This is a genomic window from Microbacterium enclense (genome assembly GCF_001456955.1).
In the GTDB taxonomy this organism is placed as follows: Bacteria; Actinomycetota; Actinomycetes; order Actinomycetales; family Microbacteriaceae; genus Microbacterium; species Microbacterium enclense.
This window is the reverse complement of record NZ_KQ758467.1, coordinates 376,285-397,894: the sequence shown is the minus strand read 5'-3', so window position 1 is coordinate 397,894 and position 21,610 is coordinate 376,285. Positions and strand designations below refer to the sequence as shown.

The following is a 21,610-nucleotide window of genomic DNA, read 5'->3' as shown; positions in this document are numbered from 1 at the left end:
AGAGCGGTGTTACTCGCCCTTGTTCTTCTGGATGATCTCGTCGGCCACAGCCTTCGGGACATCGGCGTAGCTGTCGAACTCCATCGAGTAGACGGCACGGCCCGAGGTCTTCGAGCGCAGGTCGCCGATGTAGCCGAACATCTCGGACAGCGGCACGTTGGCCCGGACGACCTTGACGCCGGCGGCGTCCTCCATCGACTGGATCTGGCCACGACGCGAGTTCAGGTCGCCGATGACGTCGCCCATGTACTCCTCGGGAGTACGCACCTCGACGGCCATGATCGGCTCGAGGATGGTGGGGTTGGCCTTGCGGACGGCCTCCTTGAAGCCCATGGAGCCGGCGATCTTGAACGCCATCTCCGAGGAGTCGACGTCGTGCGAGGCACCGTCGAGCAGGATCGCCTTGACGCCCACCATGGGGTAGCCGGCGAGCACGCCGACGTTCATGGCGTCCTGGAAGCCCTGGTCGGTCGGCGAGATGTACTCGCGCGGGATACGACCACCGGTGACCTTGTTCTCGAACTCGTAGATCTTGTCGGCCGTGACCTCGAGGGGCTCGATCGCGAACTGGATCTTCGCGAACTGACCCGAACCACCGGTCTGCTTCTTGTGGGTGTAGTCGTGGCGCTCGACCGACTTGCGGATGGTCTCGCGGTAGGCCACCTGGGGCTTTCCGACGTTGGCCTCGACCTTGAACTCGCGCTTCATGCGGTCGACCAGGATGTCGAGGTGGAGCTCGCCCATGCCCTTGATGACGGTCTGACCGGTCTCGGCGTTCTGCTCGACGCGGAACGTCGGGTCTTCTTCGGCGAGCTTCTGGATGGCGACACCCAGCTTCTCCTGGTCGGCCTTGGTCTTGGGCTCGATGGCGACCTCGATGACCGGCTCGGGGAAGGTCATCGACTCGAGCACGACCTGGTTGGCCGGGTCGCACAGGGTGTCACCGGTGGTGGTGTCCTTCAGGCCGATGACGGCGTAGATGTGACCGGCGGTGACCGAGTCGACCGGCATCTCCTTGTTGGCGTGCATCTGGAAGATCTTCCCGATGCGCTCCTTCTTGCCCTTGGTCGCGTTGACGACCTGGGCGCCGGAGTCGAGGTGACCCGAGTACACGCGGATGTACGTGAGACGACCGAAGAACGGGTGCGTCACGATCTTGAACGCGAGAGCCGCGAAGGGCTCCTCGCGGTCGGCGTGGCGCTCGATGACGATCTCTTCGTCCTTCGGGTCGTGCGCCTCGATGGCGGGCACGTCGAGGGGCGAGGGGAGGTAGTCGACGACGGCGTCGAGCATGGGCTGCACGCCGCGGTTCTTGAACGCCGAGCCGCAGAGCACGGGGTAGAGCTCCGAGGCGATCGTCATCTTGCGGATGGCGCCCTTGATCTCGGCGACCGTGAGCTCCTCACCGCCGAAGAACTTCTCGAGCAGGGCGTCGTCGGACTCGGCGACGGTCTCCAGCAGCTGCTGGCGGTACTCGGCGGCCTTGTCGGCGAGGTCGGCGGGGATCTCCTGGATCTCGTACTTCGCGCCCATGGTCACGTCACCCTTGGCGTCACCGGGCCAGACCAGCGCGCGCATCTCGACGAGGTCGATGACGCCGACGAAGTCGTTCTCGGCGCCGATGGGCAGCTGGATGACCAGCGGCTTGGCCTTGAGGCGGTTGACGATGGTGTCGACCGTGAAGTAGAAGTCGGCGCCCAGCTTGTCCATCTTGTTGACGAAGCAGATGCGGGGGACGTCGTACTTGTCGGCCTGGCGCCAGACGGTCTCGGACTGGGGCTCGACGCCCTCCTTGCCGTCGAAGACGGCGACCGCGCCGTCGAGCACGCGGAGCGAGCGCTCCACCTCGACGGTGAAGTCGACGTGACCGGGGGTGTCGATGATGTTGATCTGGTTCTTGTCCCAGAAGCAGGTCACAGCGGCGGAGGTGATCGTGATGCCACGCTCCTGCTCTTGCTCCATCCAGTCGGTGGTCGCCGCACCGTCGTGCGTCTCACCGATCTTGTGGTTGACGCCCGTGTAGAACAGGATGCGCTCGGTCGTCGTGGTCTTGCCGGCGTCGATGTGGGCCATGATGCCGATGTTGCGGACCTTGTGCAGGTCGGTGAGCACGTCTTGTGCCACGGGTGTCTTCCTTACCTGTTGGGAGGTTGATGCCGGGCCCATCGGAGGGTCCGCGACCGGGGTTCGGTCACGGACCCTCCGCGGGTTTTACCAGCGGTAGTGCGCGAAGGCGCGGTTCGACTCGGCCATCTTGTGGGTGTCCTCGCGGCGCTTGACCGCGGCACCGAGGCCGTTCGAGGCGTCGAGGATCTCGTTCTGCAGACGCTCGGTCATCGTCTTCTCACGACGACCCTTGGCGTAGCTCACGAGCCAGCGCAGCGCGAGGGTGTTCGCACGGTGCGGCTTGACCTCGACGGGAACCTGGTAGGTCGAGCCGCCGACACGGCGGCTCTTGACCTCGAGGGTGGGACGGACGTTGTCGAGCGCCTTCTTGAGCGTGGCGACCGCGTCCTGGCTGTTCTTCGCCTCGACGCCCTTGAGGGCGTCGTAGACGATCGACTCGGCGATGGACTTCTTGCCGTCGACGAGGATCTTGTTGACGAGCTGGGTGACGACGGGGGCGCCGTACACCGGGTCGTTGACGACGGGACGCTTCGGGGCGGGACCCTTACGAGGCATGGTTCTCAGCCCTTCTTCGCGCCGTAGCGGCTGCGAGCCTGCTTACGGTTCTTGACAGCCTGGGTGTCGAGCGCACCGCGGACGATCTTGTAACGGACACCGGGGAGGTCCTTGACGCGACCGCCGCGGACGAGCACGAGCGAGTGCTCCTGCAGGTTGTGGCCCTCGCCGGGGATGTAGGCGGTGACCTCGGTGCCGTTGCGCAGCTTCACACGGGCGACCTTGCGCATGGCCGAGTTCGGCTTCTTGGGGGTCGTGGTGTACACGCGGGTGCACACGCCGGCCTGCTGGGGGTTCGACTTCAGCGCGGGCGCCTTGGTCTTCGAGACCTTCGGCGAGCGGCCCTTGCGAACCAACTGCTGAATGGTTGGCACGTTCTCTCCTTGTTCGGCTGGGCACTGCCTCTCGGTGGTGCCCAGGGTGCTGCACGGTGACAGCGTCGTGTCTCCCCCGTCATGTCGCTCATCTTGCGATTCGTGACGTGTCGGGCTCACGTGTGATCCTCCCCGCGCAAGAATGATCTGGCGCGCTTCGCGGTGGATATGCCGTGGGGGCGACCTGTTCGCAGGCCGATCCCTGAGATGGTGCGAGCGTTGATCCGCAGGACACGCCCGAGGGCATGACGCACGGCGCGCGTGAACGCACACCCGCTCAATGATACGCGTTCTCCGGGGGTGCGGCAAACATGCGCGGAGGATGCCCCACGGAGCCTCGGATGGCGCGCGGTCAGCCGAGCAGCAGCGCGACCCCGACCCCAGCGACGGCCACGACCGCGACCATCACGGCCAGCAGGATCAGCAGTCGCGCACCTCCTCGGGTGCGCCGCGGGTGCGCCGCCGCGGCGTTCGTCATCGAAGGACGCGGGTCCGCCGCCCTCCGCGCCACCCGGACCGGGGCGTCGGCGCGCGGCCCGTACGCCTCTCGACCGAGTGCGACGGGCGATCGCGCCTCGCGCACCGCGCCCGAGGCGTCGTCGATACGCGGTGGGGCGGGCTCCCCGGCGCGAGGGCGGGAGCCCGCCGTCGTGTCGTCGACCTCCACCGCATGGGCGACGGTGTCGGTCCCCGCCGCCTCGCTGAACGCGTCGATGGCATCGGCTTCGCGCGCGCGGCGCTCGGCGCGGGTGCCGGTCGACCGGGACGGGGCGGTGTCCTCATCGGGGGCGTCCCGCTCGGGGGCGTCCCGCTCGGGGGCGTCCCGCCCGGGGACGTCTCGCTCAGGCGCAGGATCGGCCGTCGATGTCGGCGGCGCCTCGGACCGCCGCGCAGCCGGACGGAGAAGGATGGTGTCGTCGACGGGATCGATGACCTCCTCGGACGCCTCGTCGTCGGCGGCCGGAGTGCTTCGGGCTGAGCGCACGGTCGCGTCGTCGCCCTCGTCGAGCGTCGGCACGACCGGCCACGCCCGCAAACGACCGGCCCAGAGCGTCACATCGTCGACGTCGTCGTCCGGCCCACCGGGCGTGCTCATGCGTCGCTCCGCGCCAGTCGGACCTCCGCGTCTCCCAGGAAGAATCGTGCGCCGGCCTCGATCTCCTCCCCCCGCGGGGCCTCGACCTCGGTGCCCATCAGGGTCGCGAACAGCACGCCGTTCGTGGAGTCCAGATCGGTGACGAACCAGGTGTCGCCGCGCAACTGCAGCCGGGCGTGGGTCTTCGACACCGTGCGCGTCTCGTCGGAGATCGCCACGAGCTGCGCGTCGGGATGGGCGGCATCCGGAACGGGCCGGCGGCCCAGGATGACGACATCGGAGGTCAACGCGACCGGAGCACCTCCGGGGGGCACCAGCATCCACGGAATCCGCTTGCGTCTGGTCACCACGGTGCGGTCGAGGGCGTCCGCGTCGTCGTCGGAGACGTCGGGGACCGCCGATTGCGCGTACAGCGACGACACGGAGGTGCGAGCCGGTCGCGGGGAGCCCGCCTCCGGCACCTCGGAGACGGCCGACACGGCCTCCGACAGCTCGGGGAACTCTTCTCCGGGGGCGACGACCGACGGCCGGGCGATCGCCGCCGTCTCGGGCGACGGACGCGTGAGGGGGACGTCGGCGATCGGCGCCGCGGGCTCCGAAGCGGATCGCTGCGCCCGTCGCGACGGAGTGCTCCAGGGGGCGTCCGGCGGCTCCGGGTCGGCGACGGCGTCGACGGAATCGTCGGGTCGCTCGGACGACGAGGGGGCGGAGGGCTCGCCGGCGCGGGGCGCTCCGCCGGAGATCGAGGCGTCGAGCACGACCCGCGGTCCATCCGTCGGTGCGTTCTCCTCATCGGCACGCGTGGCGGACAGCCCCTGCAGCGCGTCCACCCCGAGCCCTCGACGCAGACCGCCCGCGCCGCGCGGCCTCTCGTCGCGCAACGCATCCAGCACGTCGGACATCGATTCGTCGGCATCGGTCCCCGTTCGACCGTGTCGCGCGGACCCGCCGATCGGTCGCTGCTCCTCGAACGACACCGGCCCCCGATCGGCCGGGGCCGACCAGTCGATCGAGGAGGGCACGGCATCCGCCAGCGGGGTCGATGGTGCGGCGAAAGGCAGGACGACCGGTTCGGACGGGAGCGCGGAGCCGGGTCCCTCGCGCTCGGGGGCCGGTGCGTCCGGAATCCAGCGAGCGTGCTCGCTCCCCGGCTCGCGCGTCGCGGCCCCGCCGGCGGGTGCCCACCCGCCGCGGTCGGAGCCCGGCGCATCCGTCGCGCCCGCGACCTGCGGCGTCCAACCGCCGACGAGAGGGACGTACGCCGGTGCGTGGTCATCACCTCGGCGGAAGGGCCCGGACCGCTCGTCCACGAGCCCGGCACCGCCCTCGCCCGTCCAACGCGCTGATCCCCACCCCAGGATGCTGGCCCACACCACGGGGACGAGGGCACCGACCACGGTCAACCCGACGCCGCCGCCGAAACCGACCGTGATGCGACGGACGGCGACGATGAAGACGATCACGAAGGCGACCGCGCCGAACAGCGGCACCACGTTCAGCAGGACGAGCCACGGCGAGAAGTCGCCCCGCTGCAGCACCGTCGCGACGTTGACGATGGGTACCCACGCCTTCCAGGTCGGCTCGCCCATCTTCTCGAACATCGCGGCCAGCGCCAGGGCGAACCAGACGTAGAGCACGACGACGAGCGCGAGCGACGTCATCCCGAGAACCACCATGGTCGAATCGGTCATGTCGTGTCGCGTCCCCCGTGAGCCGCGGGACGCTTCCCCCTCTCGTCGCGATGCGGCGGCCGCTGCCGCGAACGGCGAGGGGCGAGGAACCGCAGGAACGATCTCAACGATACGGCCGCGCGCAGCCGCTGCCATCGGCTCTGTCGACTCCGAAGGGCGCGCCGCTCCTCGTCGACGATGCGCCAGAAGGCCGCGGCCTCGTCGGCGCTCACCGACGCGGCCGAGAACACGGCGCGGTCGGCGTCATCGGCCAATCGCAGGCCCCCCGGTGTGGCGAAGGCGGCGGCGGTCTCGCGACGCGTCGGTGCGCGCGGCACCACCCGGCGGGAGTCGACCCCGGCATCGACGTACTCGTCCCATCCGCCCGCGATCGCGTCGCGGGGATCGGGCGCGAGCCGGCGACCGCGCCGGCGCAGCGCCTTGGCGACGATGACGGCCAGGAAAGGCCCGAGGACCACCAGCAGGCCGAGCACCGCGATGCCCCCGATGCGAAGGAGTGCCCACAGCCAGATCAGGTCGACGCCGTCGTCGGTGGAGCGGTCGTCGTCGAGGGCGTCGTCCTCCTGCACCGGCTCGGGCGGGACGACCTCCTCCACGGTGTCGGGCCGCACCTCGGTGACGTTCTCGGGGTCCTGCTGCTGGGTGACCTCGAGACTCGGCGACTGCGCCCACTGGGGCGTGACGTCGACCGGCGTCCACCGACCGTCTGCTCCCTGCACCTCGGTCCAGGCGCTCACGTCCCGCGCGCGGCACTCCCCCGCCTCGCACGTGGGGAGCGACGAATCCGACGAACGCAGCCGCGTGCCCACCACGACACGAGCGGGGAACCCCAACTCGCGGGCGATCAAGGCGGTCGCGACCGAGAACTGCTCGTCGTCGCCCACGGCGGCGACGAAATTGTCGGACGCGGCGGCCCGCGGGTCGTCCTCCCGCTCGAGCAAACGCTCGAACATGCGGTCGATCCGAGCGAGCGAGTGGCCGGAGGCGCTCGGCTGGAGCTGGTACCCGGGCAGGTCCGCCGTCCAGGCCGGCGCCGGTGCCCCCTCGAGAGCCAGGCTGTGGCTGAGATACCCGCGCTCGCGGAGGAGCTGCACGAGCCCCTGCAGGGCGGCACCTCCAGACCCCGCGGCGTGCTCCTGCACCCACCGACGCAGGTTGTCGCCGCCGGGTAGCCCGGAAACATCGCCGGGAGGCGACAGCGAGGCGAGATCCGCGCCGGACGGCTCGACGGCTCTGAGGCGGTACCGGTCGCCCGCGCGAAGCCCTCCCTCGGCGATCTGCACGCCCGCCTGGGTTTCGGCGCTGTAGTAGAAGTGGTCGGCCAGGAGAGCCCGGCGGTCGCCGTCGAACGTCGCCTCCGCGAGACGCCCGGCCGTCGGCATCCACAGTCCGCCGAGGTCGACGATCTCGATGTCCGCGTCGACGTCGCGCCCCTCACCGGCGTCGCGGGAGGACGGGAGGCGGACGAACCCGCCGCCCCCGTCGCCGGACGCGCGGAAGATCTCGCCGTCGTACGTGTCGAGGGTGGCGATGCGGACGCGTTCGGGAAGCGCGCCGTTGCCGCCGACGCGGAAAAGGACGTCGTCGGAGCGGGTATCGGAGAAGAGCGCACGGTACTCGGCCAGCGGACTCGCCGCCTCCGCGATCTCGCGCTCCGGACCGGCGGCGGACCGGAGGACGAGGCGGTCGACGTCACGCGCGGCGGAGGGCACCACGGCGACGGTCGCCACCGCCGCGACCACGATCATCGCCGCGCCCAGGGCCGCGCGGCGCCCGGCGACAGACGCCCCCCGACCGACGTTCGCGGCGACGCCGCTCGCCCGGGCGAGCGCACGCCCCCGCTCCTCGCGCGTCCGCCAGGCGAGCCACAGCACCGCCGTGAGCAGCGCGCCGAGGCCCACGGCGGTCTCGGCAGGGGCCGGCACCTCGATCGACCCGACCAGCAGCGGCGCGCTGGTGGCGGCGCGTCCGAAGAAGAGTCCGAACCCGGTCATCCCCATGCCGGTGATCACCGCGATCGGCGCGCGACCGTCCGCTCGGATCGAGAACATCAGCGTGAGGGCCGTTCCCACGAGGAACACCACCAGCGCCGGGACGAGGAGGTTCCGATACGTCCCCACCGGAAGGTCGACCGTCACCAGGTCCTTCCAAGCGACGATCACCCCCGCGAAAGCCTCACCGAGACCGCGCAGCACGTCGGGCAACGACGTCATGCGCGACGGCACCGCCACGGGGACGGAGAGGACGGCGAAGGCGATCGCGAGCCCGGCCGTGAGGGCCCACCCGCCCCACCGACGCCACGAGACGACGGCGACGACGGACGCCGCAGCGGCCGCGGACACCACCACGAGCAGCACGAACGCCCCCGAGGCGTACACGGGCCACGCCGCCACCGCAGCCAGCACCACGCACGCCGCCGTGTACAGAGCCCCTGCCACCCGGCGGGGCGTCGCCGACGGTTCGCGACGGCGCGCCGCGGAGCGCGCGTCCCGGCGGGCGGTCACGAAGCGGCTCCCCGCACGAGCAGGCCCGACAGATCGTCGAGGGTGCCGATGGTCAGCACCGTGAGACCGGCCACGCTCTGCATGCGCGGATGCGCGCGCTCGTCGCAGATGACCGCGGCGACCGCGGTGTCGGTGGGGAACGCCAGCGCCGCCTGCCGCAGCCGTGCGAGGGGGACGGTCGCCCCCACGACGACGAAGGCGATCGACAAGCGCTCGGTCGATTCGGATGCAAGGCGGCAGACGTCCTCGACGGGCATCGTGTTGTCGTGCCGGTCGAGGCCGCTGAAGCCGTCGAGCATGGTCCGCGGCGAGACGACCGGGATGTGTCGAATCGCGCGCAGGCGGCCCTTAACCACGCGGGGGATCTCCGACCCGGTGACGATGTCGACGTCGCGGGCGTCGCGGATGGCGCGCAAGCCCAGGGACGCCGCGGCGGAGACGGCGAGCTCGTACTCGTCGGCATCCGTGTACTCCGGTGTCGCCGCGGCCAGCACGATCGCCATGCGCGAGCGCCGGGACTCCTCGTACTGCCGGACCATGAGTCGACCGGTCTTGGCCGTCGACTTCCAGTGCACCTGACGGCGCGCATCGCCCGGCACGTACTCGCGGATGGCGTGGAACGACATGTCGGCATCCACGAGGCGGCGCGTCGCGCTCCCCTCGAGATCGCGGATGAGTCCGGCGCTGGTCGAGGGGAGCGCCACGGTGCGCGGATGCACGAAGAGATCGTGGACGTCGTCGAAGGCGTGCTCGCGGCGGAGCAGCCCGACCGGGTCGCTGCGCACGGTCGTGACCGGGCCGATCCGCACGACTCCGCGCGGAAGCGGAGGGATCTCCAGGGGCTCGCTCGATGTGTGGCCGGACCGCAGGAACGGCACCGCGAACTCCACCAGTCCGCGTCCGACGGGGATGTCGAGTCGCCCCGGCAGGGCGGGCCGTGCACTGTGGTTGCGCACGACGATCTCACCCGTCACCCCGTGCCCGGCGACGACGCGCTCGTGCTGCAACGTGAGATCGACGTCGTAGGCGCGGGCGCCGAAGAGGAACGGGACGCTCATGGCCACGAGCAGCAGACCGGCGACGCCGGCGACCATCCACTCGACCCATCCGAACGCCGTCCCGAGTGCCAGACCGACCGTCGCCACGATCACGACGACCGCTCCGGCCGGACGCACCGTCCGGCCGGCCCAGCGCGCGGCGGCCACGACCGCGTCGACGAGCGCACGCCACACCTCGGTCGCACGGACGACGGCGCGCACGATACGGCGCTGACGCCGCACCGCGGTCGACGTGACCGACGTGCGCGAGCTCGTGCGCATCGTGGCCGCGGACGTGCGCGTCAGGCGGGACGCGGTCAGATCGGACTCGGGCACGCGCCACCTCCCGTCGGCGCCGCGGCCTGCTCGGCCGGGGGCATCGTCATGCGCTCTCGCGCTGCGTGGGCGGGAGGGTGTCCAGCAGCACCTGACCGATCACGGCCTCCTGCGTGACGCCGTCGAACTCCGCCTCGGGGTGGAGGATCAACCGGTGCGAGAGCACCGCGACCGCGAGGGCTTTGACGTCGTCGGGGGTGGCATAGGTGCGCCCCTGTGCGGCCGCGCGGGCGCGAGTGGCACGGGTCAGGGCGAGGGCACCGCGGATGCTCACGCCGAGGCGCACCTCGTCGGCCGCGCGGGTGGCATCCACGAGCCGGGCGATGTAGTCGAGGACGAGGGCGTCGACGTAGACGGACGCCGCCAGGTCGGCCATACCGACCAGCGCCTGCGGGGTGATGATGGGGCGCAGGTCGGCGGTGGCGACCGGTGCGCCGTCGAGGATGCGGACGGTGGCGGCGTGGTCGGGGTAGCCCAGCGAGGTCCGCAGCAGGAAGCGATCGAGCTGAGCCTCGGGCAGGCGATACGTGCCGGCCTGCTCGACGGGGTTCTGCGTCGCCAGGACGAGGAACGGTACGCCCACCGCACGGGAGACGCCGTCGATGGTGACCTTGCCCTCCTCCATGACCTCGAGCAGCGCCGACTGGGTCTTGGGGCTGGCCCGGTTGATCTCGTCGGCGAGCACGATGTTGGCGAAGATCGGTCCGGTGTGGAACTCGAACGAACCGGTCTTCTGGTCGTAGACGGTGATGCCCGTGATGTCGCCCGGCAGAAGATCGGGCGTGAACTGGATGCGGGTGTTCGTGCCCTGCACCGACTGCGCGACGGCGCGGGCGAGCGACGTCTTGCCCGTGCCGGGAACGTCTTCGAGGAGGACGTGACCGTCGCTGAGCATCGCCGTGAGGACGAGTTCGACGACGTGACGCTTTCCGAGGACGGCGCGCTCGACGTTGTCGGCGATCTGCGCGAAGGTCTGGGCGAACCAGGTGGCCTGCTCCTGGGTGATCGTCATGTCGTGCTTCTTTCGGGCTCGAGTTCGCGGATGCCGGATCGGCGGGGATGGGGGCGTCAGGCGCCGGGCTTGCAGGCCCCGGACAGCTCGGCGGTGGCGTTGTCGAGATTCCACCCCGGTTTGGACCAGTCGACGCTCACGCCGATGTTCTCCACGCTGGTCGCCCCGGCGGGGACCAGGGCCGGGTTGCCCTCCGTCTTGGGCAGGGCGGCGCCGTTCTTGTCGCGGAAGACCGCGTCGTCGTACGTGAAGACGAAGTTCGCCCGGTCCGCCGCCGAGGTGCCTTCGGCACGGAGCGCGCCGCCGGCCTCACAGTTCGCGACCTTCCAACTCGCCTGCACCTGATAGGGGGCGCTCCCCGCGGCCGGCTCCACCCTGCCGCGCTGGGACTGCGTCTTCCACACCTTGTGCTCGAAGTACACGAGGATGTTCGGGTCACGGTCGAAAACGGTGGTTGCGCCGTCCCAGTTCTCGTACTTCACCTCGTTGTTCCGCGGCGGGGCGCTCCCCGTGTCGATCCTGCGGTCGATGTACCACCGTGCGGTGTCACCCTTCACCTGCGCCTGCGGGTCGACGCGGAAGGTGTAGCCCGTCGGGGCGGCGGCGTCCTGCGCCACGTTGAGACTCTGCTTCACCGACACGACGCCGAAGGACTCCCCACGGAAGAACGTCTCGACGCAGAGGGTGTACTCGTAGCTCTCGCCGTCGTTGCGGCCCGGGAACTCCTCGCGGGCCGATCCCGACCCCGGCTGGCACCGGGATCGCCCCTCGGAGATGTCGTACGCGAGCTCGACGTCGGTGCCGTTCGGCTGAGCGGATCCGTCGGCGACGACGGTGGACTGCTGGTTGCCCGTCGATCGCGAGGTGAGGTTCAGGGCGAGGTTCTGAGCAACGCCCACGCCGTGCGCGGTACCCACGAGCTCGCTGCCGTTCGACGCTCCGCCCAGGCCCGGAGGCAAGGTGAAGCGCGAGAAGGGGCGGACGGTGATGGCGGTCGCATCGTTCGACCCGACGACGAATCGGCGCACCGATACCTCGTCCTGGTTGCGGCCCACGTCGACGCGCACGGTGTCGCCCACGGGGCTGGATATCTCGAGGCTGCCCGTCTCGGCGCCGTCGACGCCCCTGATGACCAGGTCGGCGACGCCACCCGCGCCGTCGGTGCGGACCGGGCTGAAGGCCAGCTCGCGCGGCTGCGCAGGCGCTCGATACGCCCAGCCGGTCGTGCGGACGGAACCGCGCGACTCCCCTACGGCGTTGACGGCCGTGACGACGTACTCGCGCTGCTCGCCGTTGGGGGCCGAGATGGGAGGGCAGGATCCGTCGGCACTGCACTGGCCGACGACCTGTCCACCCGTGCGCACGGTGAAGCCGGAGAGACCGGGGTAGGCACGGCCCGCCTCCCCCGGATCGACGCGCAGGGTCAGCGACCCGTCGGCGAATGCCGTCTGCCGCACACTCGCGGGCCCCCGCGGGTAGCCGAGCAGGTCGAGGACGACGCGGGCGTCGCGGCTGGAGGCCGTCGTACGGCCCTGCGCGTCGCGGAGCGTGACGCTCGCGGTGCAGGTCGCGCCGGGGGCGTCCGCCGACCAGGATGCCGCGACACTCGTCGGCGAGGCGACGGCGAAGCTCACACCCGTGCAGGCGGCCGTCGGGTTCACGGCGATGACCTCGAGCGGGGTCCGCGGCAGCGGGTTGACCTCGCCCGGGGCGCCGACGACGTCGATCGTGCAGCCCGATCCCGACGCCTGCGAGCACTGAGACGACGTCGTTCCGCCCTGCGGAAGCGTCGAGGGCGCGTTGCCGACGCGCAGAACGAGACGAGCGGGGGCGACCGCTGCGTGACTGGTGATCGATACGACGGCGGCGTTCTCGACGCCGGGGAGGGCGCGGTCGTTCCCGGTCACCGTCACGGTCGACCCGTCGAGCGACACGGCGAACGCGGATCCGGAGTACTCCAGGGCGTAACGGACCCCCGCCTCGTCTTCGCGTCCGAGCTGCCACGAGGTCATGTTGCGCAGGTCGAAGGTGGCCGTCTCCCCGGGCCCGACCGTGAGGGCGCCCGGGCGCAGCTCCGGTTGCGGATCGCGTGCCACCACACCGACGGGCACCGACAGCACCGTCCACTCCTCGCTGCCCGCCACCCGGACGGGGACGCGACAGGCATCGGTCCAGGGCGACCCTTCGCCGGCGTCGTAGGTCACGACGGAGCCGGCGACCGTGCACCGACCCGCGGGACGGACGCCCGTGGTGCTCACCTCCGTGCCCACCTCGAGCGTGGCGCGACGGGGCACGGCGACGAGGGATGCCATGTCGAACGAGACGGACGCGAGCTCGTCGACGCGTTGGGCCGCGTTCGGACGCAGGGACAGGCTGAGGTCGTCGTCGCCGGGCACCCGGAGGAACGCGTAGGTGGTGACGTCGGCATCACCCGCGCGCCCGGTGACGGCGAAGGGGATGACCCGCCGTGTCGTCGGCAGCTCGCCCGAGATGCGGCGCCCCTCGACCCGGACGTCGGCGGGATCGCCCCACAGCGCCACGTCGAGTGCGCTCACGTCTCCGCCCGACCACCTGGCCTTGCCGGCGATGACGTCGACGCCCGCGGAGAAATCGTCGCGGTTCTCGACGGTCAGCACCGTATCGGTGACGACCGGATAGTCGGGGACGCTCTCGCGCACGACCTTGACGACGATCAGCCCCCGCCCGGTATTGCCGGAGTCGGACGAGACGTCGTACAAGAACGACAGGGTCGCGGGTTGCTCTCCGGCGCGGAGGACGACGGCGGTGTCGGACACGGTGTCGATGAAGCCGTCGAGACGCGCGTACTCGGGATTGTCGCTGCCGTCGATGAGCGTCTCGGGCAGATCGGGCCGCACACCCGTGAGCGAGAGTCGGCCCTGCGTGGGGTCGATGTCGTTGGCGAGCGGGCTGACGCGGACGGTGCGATCCGCCCCCGCCTGCACCTGCACGTAGTCGGTGAAGGTGATCGGACTGGGGTTGGCCTCGGCATCCAGGACCCCGATGCGCACCGTGCCTTCGCCCGTCGCGCCGGCGGAATCGGAGACGCGGTAGCGGAACGACACCTGACCGCGGTCGCCCGGGATGGAGGAGTACAGGATCGACGATCCGTCGGGCGAGACGGATGCCGTGCCGCGATCGGGTTGCGCGACGATGCGGTCGAGGACCACCGCGTCGCCGTCGGGGTCGATGCCGAACGCGTCGAAGTCGATCGACGTCGTCCCGCCGCTCAGGACACGCCCCTCCAGCGTGGCGGGGATCGGCGCGCGGTTGGCGTCGGCGGCGAGAACCGTGATGCGCACCGTCGCCTCGTCCCACAGCGACGGCGTGCCGGTGCTGGACACGCGGTAGGTCACCTCGTACGAGCCGGGCGTCGTCGGGGCGAGATAGCGGAGCACACCCCCGGATGCGAAGGCGAGGCCGTCGGCTGCCGGCGTGGCGCGGATGCTGGACGGATCGAGCGAGGGACGCCCACCCGCGGGTGAGATGTCGTTGTCGAGCACGGGGATGTCGATCTGCGCCCCCGCACGCGCCGTCACGGTGTCGTCGACGGCGATGGGGGCGATCTCGGGGGCAGGCGGGAGCAGATACACCGTCGCCTCGCCCGTCACACGCGAGCCCTCGTCATCGGTTCCGTCGCTCACCGCGTAGGACACCGTGCCGAGGAGGCCCGCCGCGCCGTCGGAGGTGCTCCCCGACACTCGGAGGTCGCTCTGCCCCACGGTGTCGACGGTGAGCGAGGCGCCGTCCTCGGCCTGGGGGGTGACATCGCTCAGCAGCAGCACCCGACCCGTGGGATTGGACACCGCGCGGAAGACGTCGAGCGTGGCATCCTCTTGCGGGCGGACGAAGGCCACGACCGGCGAGGTCGAAAGCTGCGCCGGGGCGTCCGCCGGGAGCAGGGTGATGCGCGCCGTCGCGTTCGCGTCGCGGCCTCCGCCGTCGACGGTGAAGTCGACGCGATAGACGCCCGGTTGCGAGGCCGTGAGCTCGAAGGCCGTGCTGCCGCCGACGACCGTCGCGGTCGCGGCCGCACCGTCGAGGACGCGCACCGAAGCGAGCGAGATGTCACCGGCGGTGCCGGTCACGTGGGGTCCGACGTCGACCGACACCGACGACCCGACCGTGTCGACGACGGCGAACGACTGCACCGCGAGGCCGGGATCGGGCGCGACGCGCACCACGAGGGGCTTGGTGGTGATCGCACCCCGTGTGTCGGCGACCGTGACGTCGAGCTGGATGCTCTGCTCTCCCCCGGATCCGTCGTCGGCGTGCTGGTAGACCACGTCGCCGCCAGGTGTGGCGGCCACGGACCCGACGCCCCCCGGGTTCTCGACGGAGAGGAGCAGGAGGGGGTCGCCGTCGGGGTCGACCCATCCGGGCAGCACCGGCACCGTCACGGTGCCCCCGCGCGCGACCTCCGGGGTGGGCCACGGCTGCAGGCAGTTGTCGACGCCGCACCACACCGGCGCGGCGTTGGCGTCGCCGGGTGAGACCGTGAGCGTCACGGTGGTGGGCGCGGAGGTCAACCCGTCGGCGGTCGTGCCGTCGGTCACGGCGTACGAGAACGTCGCGCTCCCCGTGGCATCCGGTGACACCCGCACGGCGAGCCGCTGGCCGGAGTCGGTGAGCGTGAGCGTTCCGAAACCGGGGTCGAGTCCCGTCACGCTCTCGCCGACGATGCTCAGCACGTCTTCGTTGGGGTCGTGATCGTTGAGCAGCACGGGCAGCGTGACGAGGCGGCCCGCGCGGACGCCGAACGCGTCGGGCTCGGCGATCGGCGGCTTGGGGTCGAGGACGACGCTCAGCTGCTCCTCGCTCTGCACCGTCGTCTGTTCGGTGCGGTCGTCGAGCGACCAGTTCTGGCTCGAGGCGACGAGCGCGCCGTCGGGCACGGTCCACACCCATCCCGTCCGCGTCTCGTTCAGAATGATCGCGTGGTCGGTCGCGACGAACACCGGACGACGCTGGTCGGGCATGGTCGCGCCGCCGTAGTCGAGCCCGGTCTCACCCTGGTCGGACCTCCACAGCGTTCCGCGGGAGTCACCCGGGAGGAGCCACGCGGCGTAGGCGATGCCCTGATGCCACACGGGCCGGGCGGGCTGACCCAGCACGTTCCCCCCGCCCCCCATCTCGCGACGCGGCTCGGAACCGTCGGTGGGAATCGTCCACAACGCCTGGTCGTCGGCGACGTACACGGCGCGGGCGTCGGGATCGGCGTCGCCCACGACGACCTGATCTCCGGTGTCGATGTCGACGGGGTCGTCGCCGCGCACCCACACGCGGCCGGCGTCGGAGTCGAGGAGCACCCAGTCGTCGCCGGCGGCCGACAGCACCGGTGCGGCGAGATCGGCGTCGAGGGCGTCGCGCCCGCGGAGCTCGTCGGACTCGACGTCGTACCGGATGACCGACGCGTCGGACGAGGAGTAGGCGAACAGCATGCCTCGGTCATCGAGCGCCACGGCGTCCGCCGTATAGGCGGCCGCGTCGTCGTCGCCGGCCGCGCCGAAGGGATCGAGTTCGACACCGGTCTGTCCGGCGCGGCTCAGGCGTCCGGTGAACAGCGTGCCGGCATCCGTCCGGTAGACGACGTAGTCGCCCGCGGTGACGACCGACGTTGTCCCCGCGGGCGTGGCGGGGGCGGCCTGGAGCTGCTCCTCCTGCAGGTCGATGGGGCGCGCCTCGTCGATCCGCGTGAGCTTGCTGAAACTGTCGGTGAAGAGATAGGCGCCGTCACCGGCCTGCGCCACCTGGCTGGGGTTGCCCGCGGTGCGAACGGTGTCGAGCTCGCCGACGGCGGTGTTGACGCGGGCGTACCGCTGGCCATCGCCCGTCTGCAGGGCCCAAACCGAGGTGTCGACCTCGGGCGTCTCTTGCGCGTCGAGTCCCGGCCACACGATGCTCGCCGTCACGACCAGAGCGGCCGAGACGAGCGCGGCGCTGAGACCCGCGAGCGTCGTGCGCTTCATCGGAGCACACCCGTGGCGTAGAGCGCGGCCACCACCACGGCCCCCGCCGTCACGGTCGTCGCCCCGGCGAGCACCCACGGCAGAGGATGGACCGTCGGCGAGGCGGGAGCGGCGATGTCGGTGTCCTCGTCGCGGGCGTAGCCGGCGACGCCGGCCGACGCGCGGTGCTTGCGGGCGCCGTCGCGCTCGACGTGCGAGCGGGCCGGGCCGCGCAGCGTCCCGTCGGCGAAGTCGACGGTCCGTGCCGCGGGAGCCCACTCGGCGGCGGGCACCTCGAGCGGCGTCGCGGGGAGACCCATCTCGGCCTGCACCGTCTGCAGCGCCTCACCGAACTCCCGGGCGTGAGGATACCGATCGGCGGGGTTGCGCGACATCGCCCGCGCGAGCACGCGCTGCAGGGCGGCGGGCACGTCGGCTCGGGGAATGTCGGTGTAGGAGGCGCGCGCGATGCGCCGACTCAGCTGTTCGCGCGAGTTCTGACCCTTCTCGCGTCGTTCGAACGGACTGTGCCCGGCGAGCAACGAGTACACGGTCGCCCCGAGGCTCCAGACCTCGCTCGCGACGGTGCCCGCGGTCTGCTCGGCGATGACCTCGGGCGCGCTCCACGGCACGGACATCGCCATCATCTCGTCGGCGCTCTGCCGCACGAGCGACGATGAGATGCCGAAGTCGGCGAGGACGGGCGCACCGAAGGTCGTGACGAGGATGTTGCTGGGTTTGACGTCGCGATGGATGAGGCCGGCGTGGTGCGCCGATTCGAGAGCGCCCGCCATGCGCACGCCGATCGACAGCACTTCCGCCACGGGCATCCGCTCGACGCGGAAGCGCTGAGCCAGCGAGCCCGGGCAGTACTCCATCACGATGTAGGGCCGGCCGTCGGCCGAGATCCCCGCCTGGTACACCGTGACGATCGAGGGATGGGCCGACAGGTGGGCCAGCACGTCGGCCTCGGCGTTGAACATGCGCAGCAGATCGGCGTCGCGCACGTCGCTCGGCAGCACCTTCACCGCCACGTCACGGCGCGGCATGTCCTGGCCGTAGAGGAAGACGTCGGCGAAGCCACCCGAGCCCAGGGGACGGATGTACGCGAGCCCGGGCAGGATGGGCGGCGACGAGGGAAGCCGCTGCGGCATCGAGCTCCCTCCGAAAGATCCGTCCGCGACCCTGGCGAACGACCCGACGATGCTAACAAAGTCGACTGGTCGCACCGGCCGTCCGTGCACAGGCGGCTCAGGATGCCGGGGGCTCGGACTCCCGCGGATCGAAGGGCGCGTCCAGGGACCGCGTGAGGTCGTCGAGCAGAGCGGCGATCTGCGGTTCGACGTACTCCGCGACCGCCGCCTGGATCCGGAGGCGGTGGTGGAGCAGGATCGAACACACCTCGCGGCCGATCATGTTCGCGTAGTCGTCTGCCAGGCCCACCTCCTGTCGCAACGCCGCCTTCGCGGCATCCGACAGCGGGGGAAGGGCCGGAATGGCCGCGTCTTCTTCGGCGGCCAGGCCCGACAGGGTGAACAGGAACGGTGAACCGGGCTCCGGATCGGGGTCGAGCGGCATCCCCTCGAACTCGGGCTCGAGGCCCTCGGCCGGGCGATAGGAACGCCGCCGATTGCGCTCGGCCTGCTGATCGAGCTCGGCCTGGAGCATCGGGAGGTTGCGGGAGGTGTAGTCGGCGACGGCGTGGTCGACGATGCCCTTCACACGCGTGGACAGTCCGTGCTGGACGCCGTGCGGGACGTCGGCGCCCAGACCGGCGGCCGAGAGCACCGGAGAGCCGAAGCACCGTCGACAGGGAGCGACGCGACCGCGATGGTTCGCCGGTTCCCATCGGGGCAGCCAACGCAGCCAGGCGTCCACCGCCTGACCGACCTGGCTCTCGAGCGACCGCTCCACGGCTCTACGCTAGCCCGACACGCCCGGGAAAGAGCGGATGCCACGGCTCCCCGCGCGTCAGGCCGCGCGATCCCCCTCGTCGTCGTCCTCCCACCCCCAGCGTGGGCCGCTCGTGCGCGAACGGACGAGAAGGATGCCGAACAGCCCGGCGACGAGTCCCACCGCTGCCACCACGGGGCCGGCGAACCCCAGGGCGACGCTGCCCGCCGCGGCGGCGCCGCGGGCTGGATCGGCACCGCTCACGAGGGCGCCGACCACCACTCCCCCGACCTCGCCCACGTAGGCCGCGATCGCGCACGGGACCGCGGTGAGGTAGCTCGGCGGGTCGGCCCGGAGGCCCCAGAACAGCTGCCCGGCGAAGGAGGCGAGGGCCACCAGCTGACCGACCACGCCGGGCACGGCACCGAGCCCGCGGACCGGGATCACGTCGGCGTCCAGCACCAGGCTCACCACCCCGAGGGCGGCGATCGACAGGGCGATGAAGACGACGGAGGCGAAAACGACCGCGACCGGCGGGGTCACCCCCGCCGGTCGCGGCTCGTTCGTCATGGCATCCGTCTCAGCGCTGCGAGAGCTGGGGGCCCGCTTCGAGCGTGCGCTCGTACTCGCGCTGCGCCTCGGCGTTGAGCTCGGTCACGCGGCGGCCGCGCGCCGCCACCCACGCACCGAACCAGATCGTCAGCTCGCGGCCGAGCACGAAGGCGACGATCGCGAGAGGTGCGAGCACGTTGTCCTGCAGCAGCTCGACCGACTGGCGCGCCGTGACCATCCAGAACGGGGCGGCCAGGAGCACGCCGAGCAGGTACCCCACCCAGGCCACCACGCCGACCACGAGACCCCAGACGACCCAGTGCCCCCAGCGACCGCGGTTGATCAGTGCACCCAGGAACCAGAAGCCGACGTAGAAGGCGGCGGTGGGCACCCACAGCTCCCACGTGGTCAGGGCGGACAGCGCCGCAGAACCCAGCTCGGAAACCTGCAGCCCGTCGGTGAGCAGGCGCAGACCGAGGGTCGCGGCGAGATACAGCACGGCGAAGGACAGCGCCGCCAGCAGTCCGATGGCGCCAGCCGCGCCGCGGTTGCCGCGGGGGCGGGGCGCCTCGGGCGCCTGCACGAAGATCGGCTGCGGTCCACCGTAGGCGCGCGTCGGTTCCTCGGAGACGGGTGCGGCGGCACCGGCGGCGGCGGCACCCGATCCGGCGACGACGGCGGTCTCCGCGGCGGGCGACGCACTCGTGCGGGTGTCGTCGTCGTGGCGCGCGTACGCGGTCGTCTGCTGCTCCGGCTCGGCGGAGGCGGCGTAGGCGGCCCAGCGGGCGTCCTCGTCGTCGAGGTCGACGGACGAGGCGGGTGCGGCGGCCGGCGCGGTCTGCGGCGCGACGGGCGACGCGTCGTGCACGACGGGCGCCGGGTGCTCCCGACGGTCGGCGACGGCCGCGGCCTCGTGGTGCTCGTGCTGCTCGCGTTCGTCCCACGCGGCCTCGGCGGCGCGCGGGTCGACGGCGTCGCGACGCGCGGCCTCGGCGTCGGCGAGTCCCTCGTGGGCTCGGCCGACGACGTCGTGCGCGTTGTCGGTCGGTTCGGCGACGGGGTCGCCGTACGAGTCCTTGGGCGTAACGACGCGGTCGCCGCCCGACGTGTTGTCGCTCATGGGGTCTCCTCACGCGGTGATTGCCGCGCAAGGCTAACCCGCCGGTGGCGACGAGACGCGCAGGCGTGCCGACGGAAGTGCGTCTCGACCGTGTCGGAACCTCGGCTTAGGGTGTTCCCATGTCCCGTCGCGCGCTCCAGCCGGCCGTTCCCGCGGCCCTCGTCGGCGTCGCCCTGCTCGCCCTGACCGCGTGCGCACCCGCCGCCGACGATGCGGCTCCCGAGACGGCGCCGCCGGTGGCGACGTCTCCGACCCCCTCGAACATCCCCACCTTCTCCCGCGCGCCCACCGAGGTGCGTCTTCCCGCCGACTGCAAGGCGATGCTGTCGGCCGACGTGCTCTCGCAGCTGGGCGCGGTTCCGTTGAACGATCCCGCCCTCGGCGTCGCCACGGGCGTGCAGCCCGACGGCTCGCTCGTCTGCATCTGGCGCGACCCGGGCGCCGACACGACCGGGCTTTCCACCACCGTGTCCCGAATGAACCGCGGGCCGGCGCTCGACATGCTCAACGAGCTCGTGGCGACGCAGGGCTTCAGCTGCTACACCCCCGACGCGGGCACGCGCTGCGAGAAGACCTGGATCAACGACACCTACCCGGTCAACGACGGCCGCACGCTCTACTGGCGCGACGACGTGCTGATCGACACCCAGTACTCCAACCTCGCACCCACCGGGTACACCGCGAGCATCATCTCCTCGATCTTCGGATGACGCCGCGCGTCGTCATCCGCCCGAGAAGGCGTGGGATGCCACGATCGCGGCGTAGCCGTCGGGCGACCAGCCGCTGAGGGTCGACGACACCCACCGGTCGCCGCGTAGGTCGTGCACCTCCTCGACCTCGCCCGAGGTGCGCTCGCAGTGCGTCACGGACGTCTGCGTCGCATCGGGGGCCGTCTCGCACGCGAACCCCTGGGCGGCGAGGGTGGCGGCTGCGGCCGCGGAACCCTCCGCGGTGACGGTCGAAACGGTCGTCTCGAGGAACCGCCCCTCGACGCCCCGCCAGTGACAGGTCACGACCGTCGTCGGCGCGGCCGCCGCGACCGCCTCCGGCGTCGAGAGCGGCGCGGTCCGTCGCTGCGAGAGCAACGCCTCGGGCGACCAGACGAGCGACGACCACATCGGCTGCGAATACAGGTGGCGGCAGTCGCCGGCCGGCGTCGCGGGCTCCGCCTCCACCGTCGCGGGGCGACCGGTCGCCGCGCGGAGCGTGTCGCCGACGAAGGCGATGGCTCCCGGCACGCCGGGTGCGGCGAGCACGCCCAACCCGACCACCGCGGCGAGACAGAACAGCCCCGCCGGCCATGCCAACCACAGGCTGCGTCCACCGATCCGGGCCATGCGTTCCTCC

General features: G+C 71.6%; 15 protein-coding genes. 1 reads left to right on the top strand and 14 read right to left on the bottom strand.

Annotation, left to right across the window (positions count from 1 at the left end):
• Nucleotides 1-9: 9 nt before the first annotated feature.
• The 13 genes from fusA to AS029_RS01695 all read right to left on the bottom strand — a co-directional run bounded on the left by fusA (nt 10) and on the right by AS029_RS01695 (nt 20,263).
• Nucleotides 10-2,124 (bottom strand): elongation factor G, encoded by a 2,115-nt coding sequence (fusA, locus tag AS029_RS01755; RefSeq protein WP_058230877.1) that lies wholly within the window; start codon nt 2,122-2,124, stop codon nt 10-12.
• Nucleotides 2,125-2,211: 87 nt separating this feature from the next.
• The gene (gene rpsG / locus AS029_RS01750) at nt 2,212-2,682 is read right to left on the bottom strand and encodes a 30S ribosomal protein S7 (RefSeq protein ID WP_013584050.1); all 471 of its coding nucleotides are present in this window, start codon (nt 2,680-2,682) and stop codon (nt 2,212-2,214) included.
• A gap of 5 nt (nt 2,683-2,687) precedes the next feature.
• A complete protein-coding gene (gene rpsL, locus AS029_RS01745; protein WP_013584051.1) occupies nt 2,688-3,056 on the bottom strand; it encodes a 30S ribosomal protein S12 in 369 nt (122 codons plus the stop codon).
• 352 nt (nt 3,057-3,408) lie between these two features.
• Nucleotides 3,409-4,152: a hypothetical protein gene (locus AS029_RS01740; protein ID WP_058230876.1), complete on the bottom strand. Its 744-nt coding sequence runs from the start codon at nt 4,150-4,152 to the stop codon at nt 3,409-3,411.
• The gene (locus tag AS029_RS01735) at nt 4,149-5,843 is read right to left on the bottom strand and encodes a DUF5684 domain-containing protein (RefSeq protein WP_058230875.1); all 1,695 of its coding nucleotides are present in this window, start codon (nt 5,841-5,843) and stop codon (nt 4,149-4,151) included. The genes AS029_RS01740 and AS029_RS01735 overlap by 4 nt, the downstream gene beginning before the upstream one ends.
• Nucleotides 5,840-8,347: a transglutaminase-like domain-containing protein gene (locus AS029_RS01730; protein ID WP_167345218.1), complete on the bottom strand. Its 2,508-nt coding sequence runs from the start codon at nt 8,345-8,347 to the stop codon at nt 5,840-5,842. Before AS029_RS01730 ends, AS029_RS01735 begins: the two co-directional genes overlap by 4 nt.
• Complete coding sequence (locus AS029_RS01725; protein WP_228375853.1) at nt 8,344-9,720, bottom strand: DUF58 domain-containing protein; 1,377 nt, start codon at nt 9,718-9,720, stop codon at nt 8,344-8,346. The genes AS029_RS01730 and AS029_RS01725 overlap by 4 nt, the downstream gene beginning before the upstream one ends.
• A 46-nt stretch (nt 9,721-9,766) precedes the next feature.
• Nucleotides 9,767-10,732 carry an AAA family ATPase gene (locus AS029_RS01720; RefSeq protein WP_058230874.1) on the bottom strand — a complete coding sequence of 322 codons (966 nt, stop codon included), beginning with the start codon at nt 10,730-10,732 and terminating at the stop codon, nt 9,767-9,769.
• Nucleotides 10,733-10,788: 56 nt separating this feature from the next.
• Complete coding sequence (locus AS029_RS01715; protein ID WP_058230873.1) at nt 10,789-16,719, bottom strand: Ig-like domain-containing protein; 5,931 nt, start codon at nt 16,717-16,719, stop codon at nt 10,789-10,791.
• Nucleotides 16,716-17,852, bottom strand: a complete 1,137-nt coding sequence (locus AS029_RS01710) for a serine/threonine-protein kinase (protein ID WP_058230872.1) — start codon at nt 17,850-17,852, stop codon at nt 16,716-16,718. The genes AS029_RS01715 and AS029_RS01710 overlap by 4 nt, the downstream gene beginning before the upstream one ends.
• Before the next feature lie 97 nt (nt 17,853-17,949).
• Complete coding sequence (locus tag AS029_RS01705) at nt 17,950-18,612, bottom strand: hypothetical protein (protein ID WP_058230871.1); 663 nt, start codon at nt 18,610-18,612, stop codon at nt 17,950-17,952.
• Nucleotides 18,613-18,669: 57 nt separating this feature from the next.
• Nucleotides 18,670-19,161 carry a hypothetical protein gene (locus AS029_RS01700; protein WP_058230870.1) on the bottom strand — a complete coding sequence of 164 codons (492 nt, stop codon included), beginning with the start codon at nt 19,159-19,161 and terminating at the stop codon, nt 18,670-18,672.
• A 10-nt stretch (nt 19,162-19,171) separates the two neighbouring features.
• A complete protein-coding gene (locus tag AS029_RS01695; RefSeq protein ID WP_058230869.1) occupies nt 19,172-20,263 on the bottom strand; it encodes a hypothetical protein in 1,092 nt (363 codons plus the stop codon).
• A 119-nt stretch (nt 20,264-20,382) separates the two neighbouring features.
• Here AS029_RS01695 and AS029_RS01690 point away from each other — a divergent pair, with 119 nt between their 5' ends.
• Nucleotides 20,383-20,973 carry a hypothetical protein gene (locus AS029_RS01690; protein WP_058230868.1) on the top strand — a complete coding sequence of 197 codons (591 nt, stop codon included), beginning with the start codon at nt 20,383-20,385 and terminating at the stop codon, nt 20,971-20,973.
• A 12-nt stretch (nt 20,974-20,985) separates the two neighbouring features.
• Here AS029_RS01690 and AS029_RS01685 read toward each other — a convergent pair whose 3' ends face one another.
• A complete protein-coding gene (locus tag AS029_RS01685; RefSeq protein ID WP_058230867.1) occupies nt 20,986-21,600 on the bottom strand; it encodes a hypothetical protein in 615 nt (204 codons plus the stop codon).
• Nucleotides 21,601-21,610: the final 10 nt, after the last annotated feature.

Bases quoted from the DNA above. Each gene is read 5' to 3' on its own strand.
- rpsG (WP_013584050.1), bottom strand. From the start codon at position 2,682: ATGCCTCGTAAGGGTCCCGCCCCGAAGCGTCCCGTCGTCAACGACCCG.
- AS029_RS01740 (WP_058230876.1), bottom strand. From the start codon at position 4,152: ATGAGCACGCCCGGTGGGCCGGACGACGACGTCGACGATGTGACGCTC.
- AS029_RS01735 (WP_058230875.1), bottom strand. From the start codon at position 5,843: ATGACCGATTCGACCATGGTGGTTCTCGGGATGACGTCGCTCGCGCTC.
- AS029_RS01720 (WP_058230874.1), bottom strand. From the start codon at position 10,732: ATGACGATCACCCAGGAGCAGGCCACCTGGTTCGCCCAGACCTTCGCG.
- AS029_RS01715 (WP_058230873.1), bottom strand. From the start codon at position 16,719: ATGAAGCGCACGACGCTCGCGGGTCTCAGCGCCGCGCTCGTCTCGGCC.
- AS029_RS01710 (WP_058230872.1), bottom strand. From the start codon at position 17,852: ATGCCGCAGCGGCTTCCCTCGTCGCCGCCCATCCTGCCCGGGCTCGCG.
- AS029_RS01700 (WP_058230870.1), bottom strand. From the start codon at position 19,161: ATGACGAACGAGCCGCGACCGGCGGGGGTGACCCCGCCGGTCGCGGTC.
- AS029_RS01695 (WP_058230869.1), bottom strand. From the start codon at position 20,263: ATGAGCGACAACACGTCGGGCGGCGACCGCGTCGTTACGCCCAAGGAC.
- AS029_RS01690 (WP_058230868.1), top strand. From the start codon at position 20,383: ATGTCCCGTCGCGCGCTCCAGCCGGCCGTTCCCGCGGCCCTCGTCGGC.
- AS029_RS01685 (WP_058230867.1), bottom strand. From the start codon at position 21,600: ATGGCCCGGATCGGTGGACGCAGCCTGTGGTTGGCATGGCCGGCGGGG.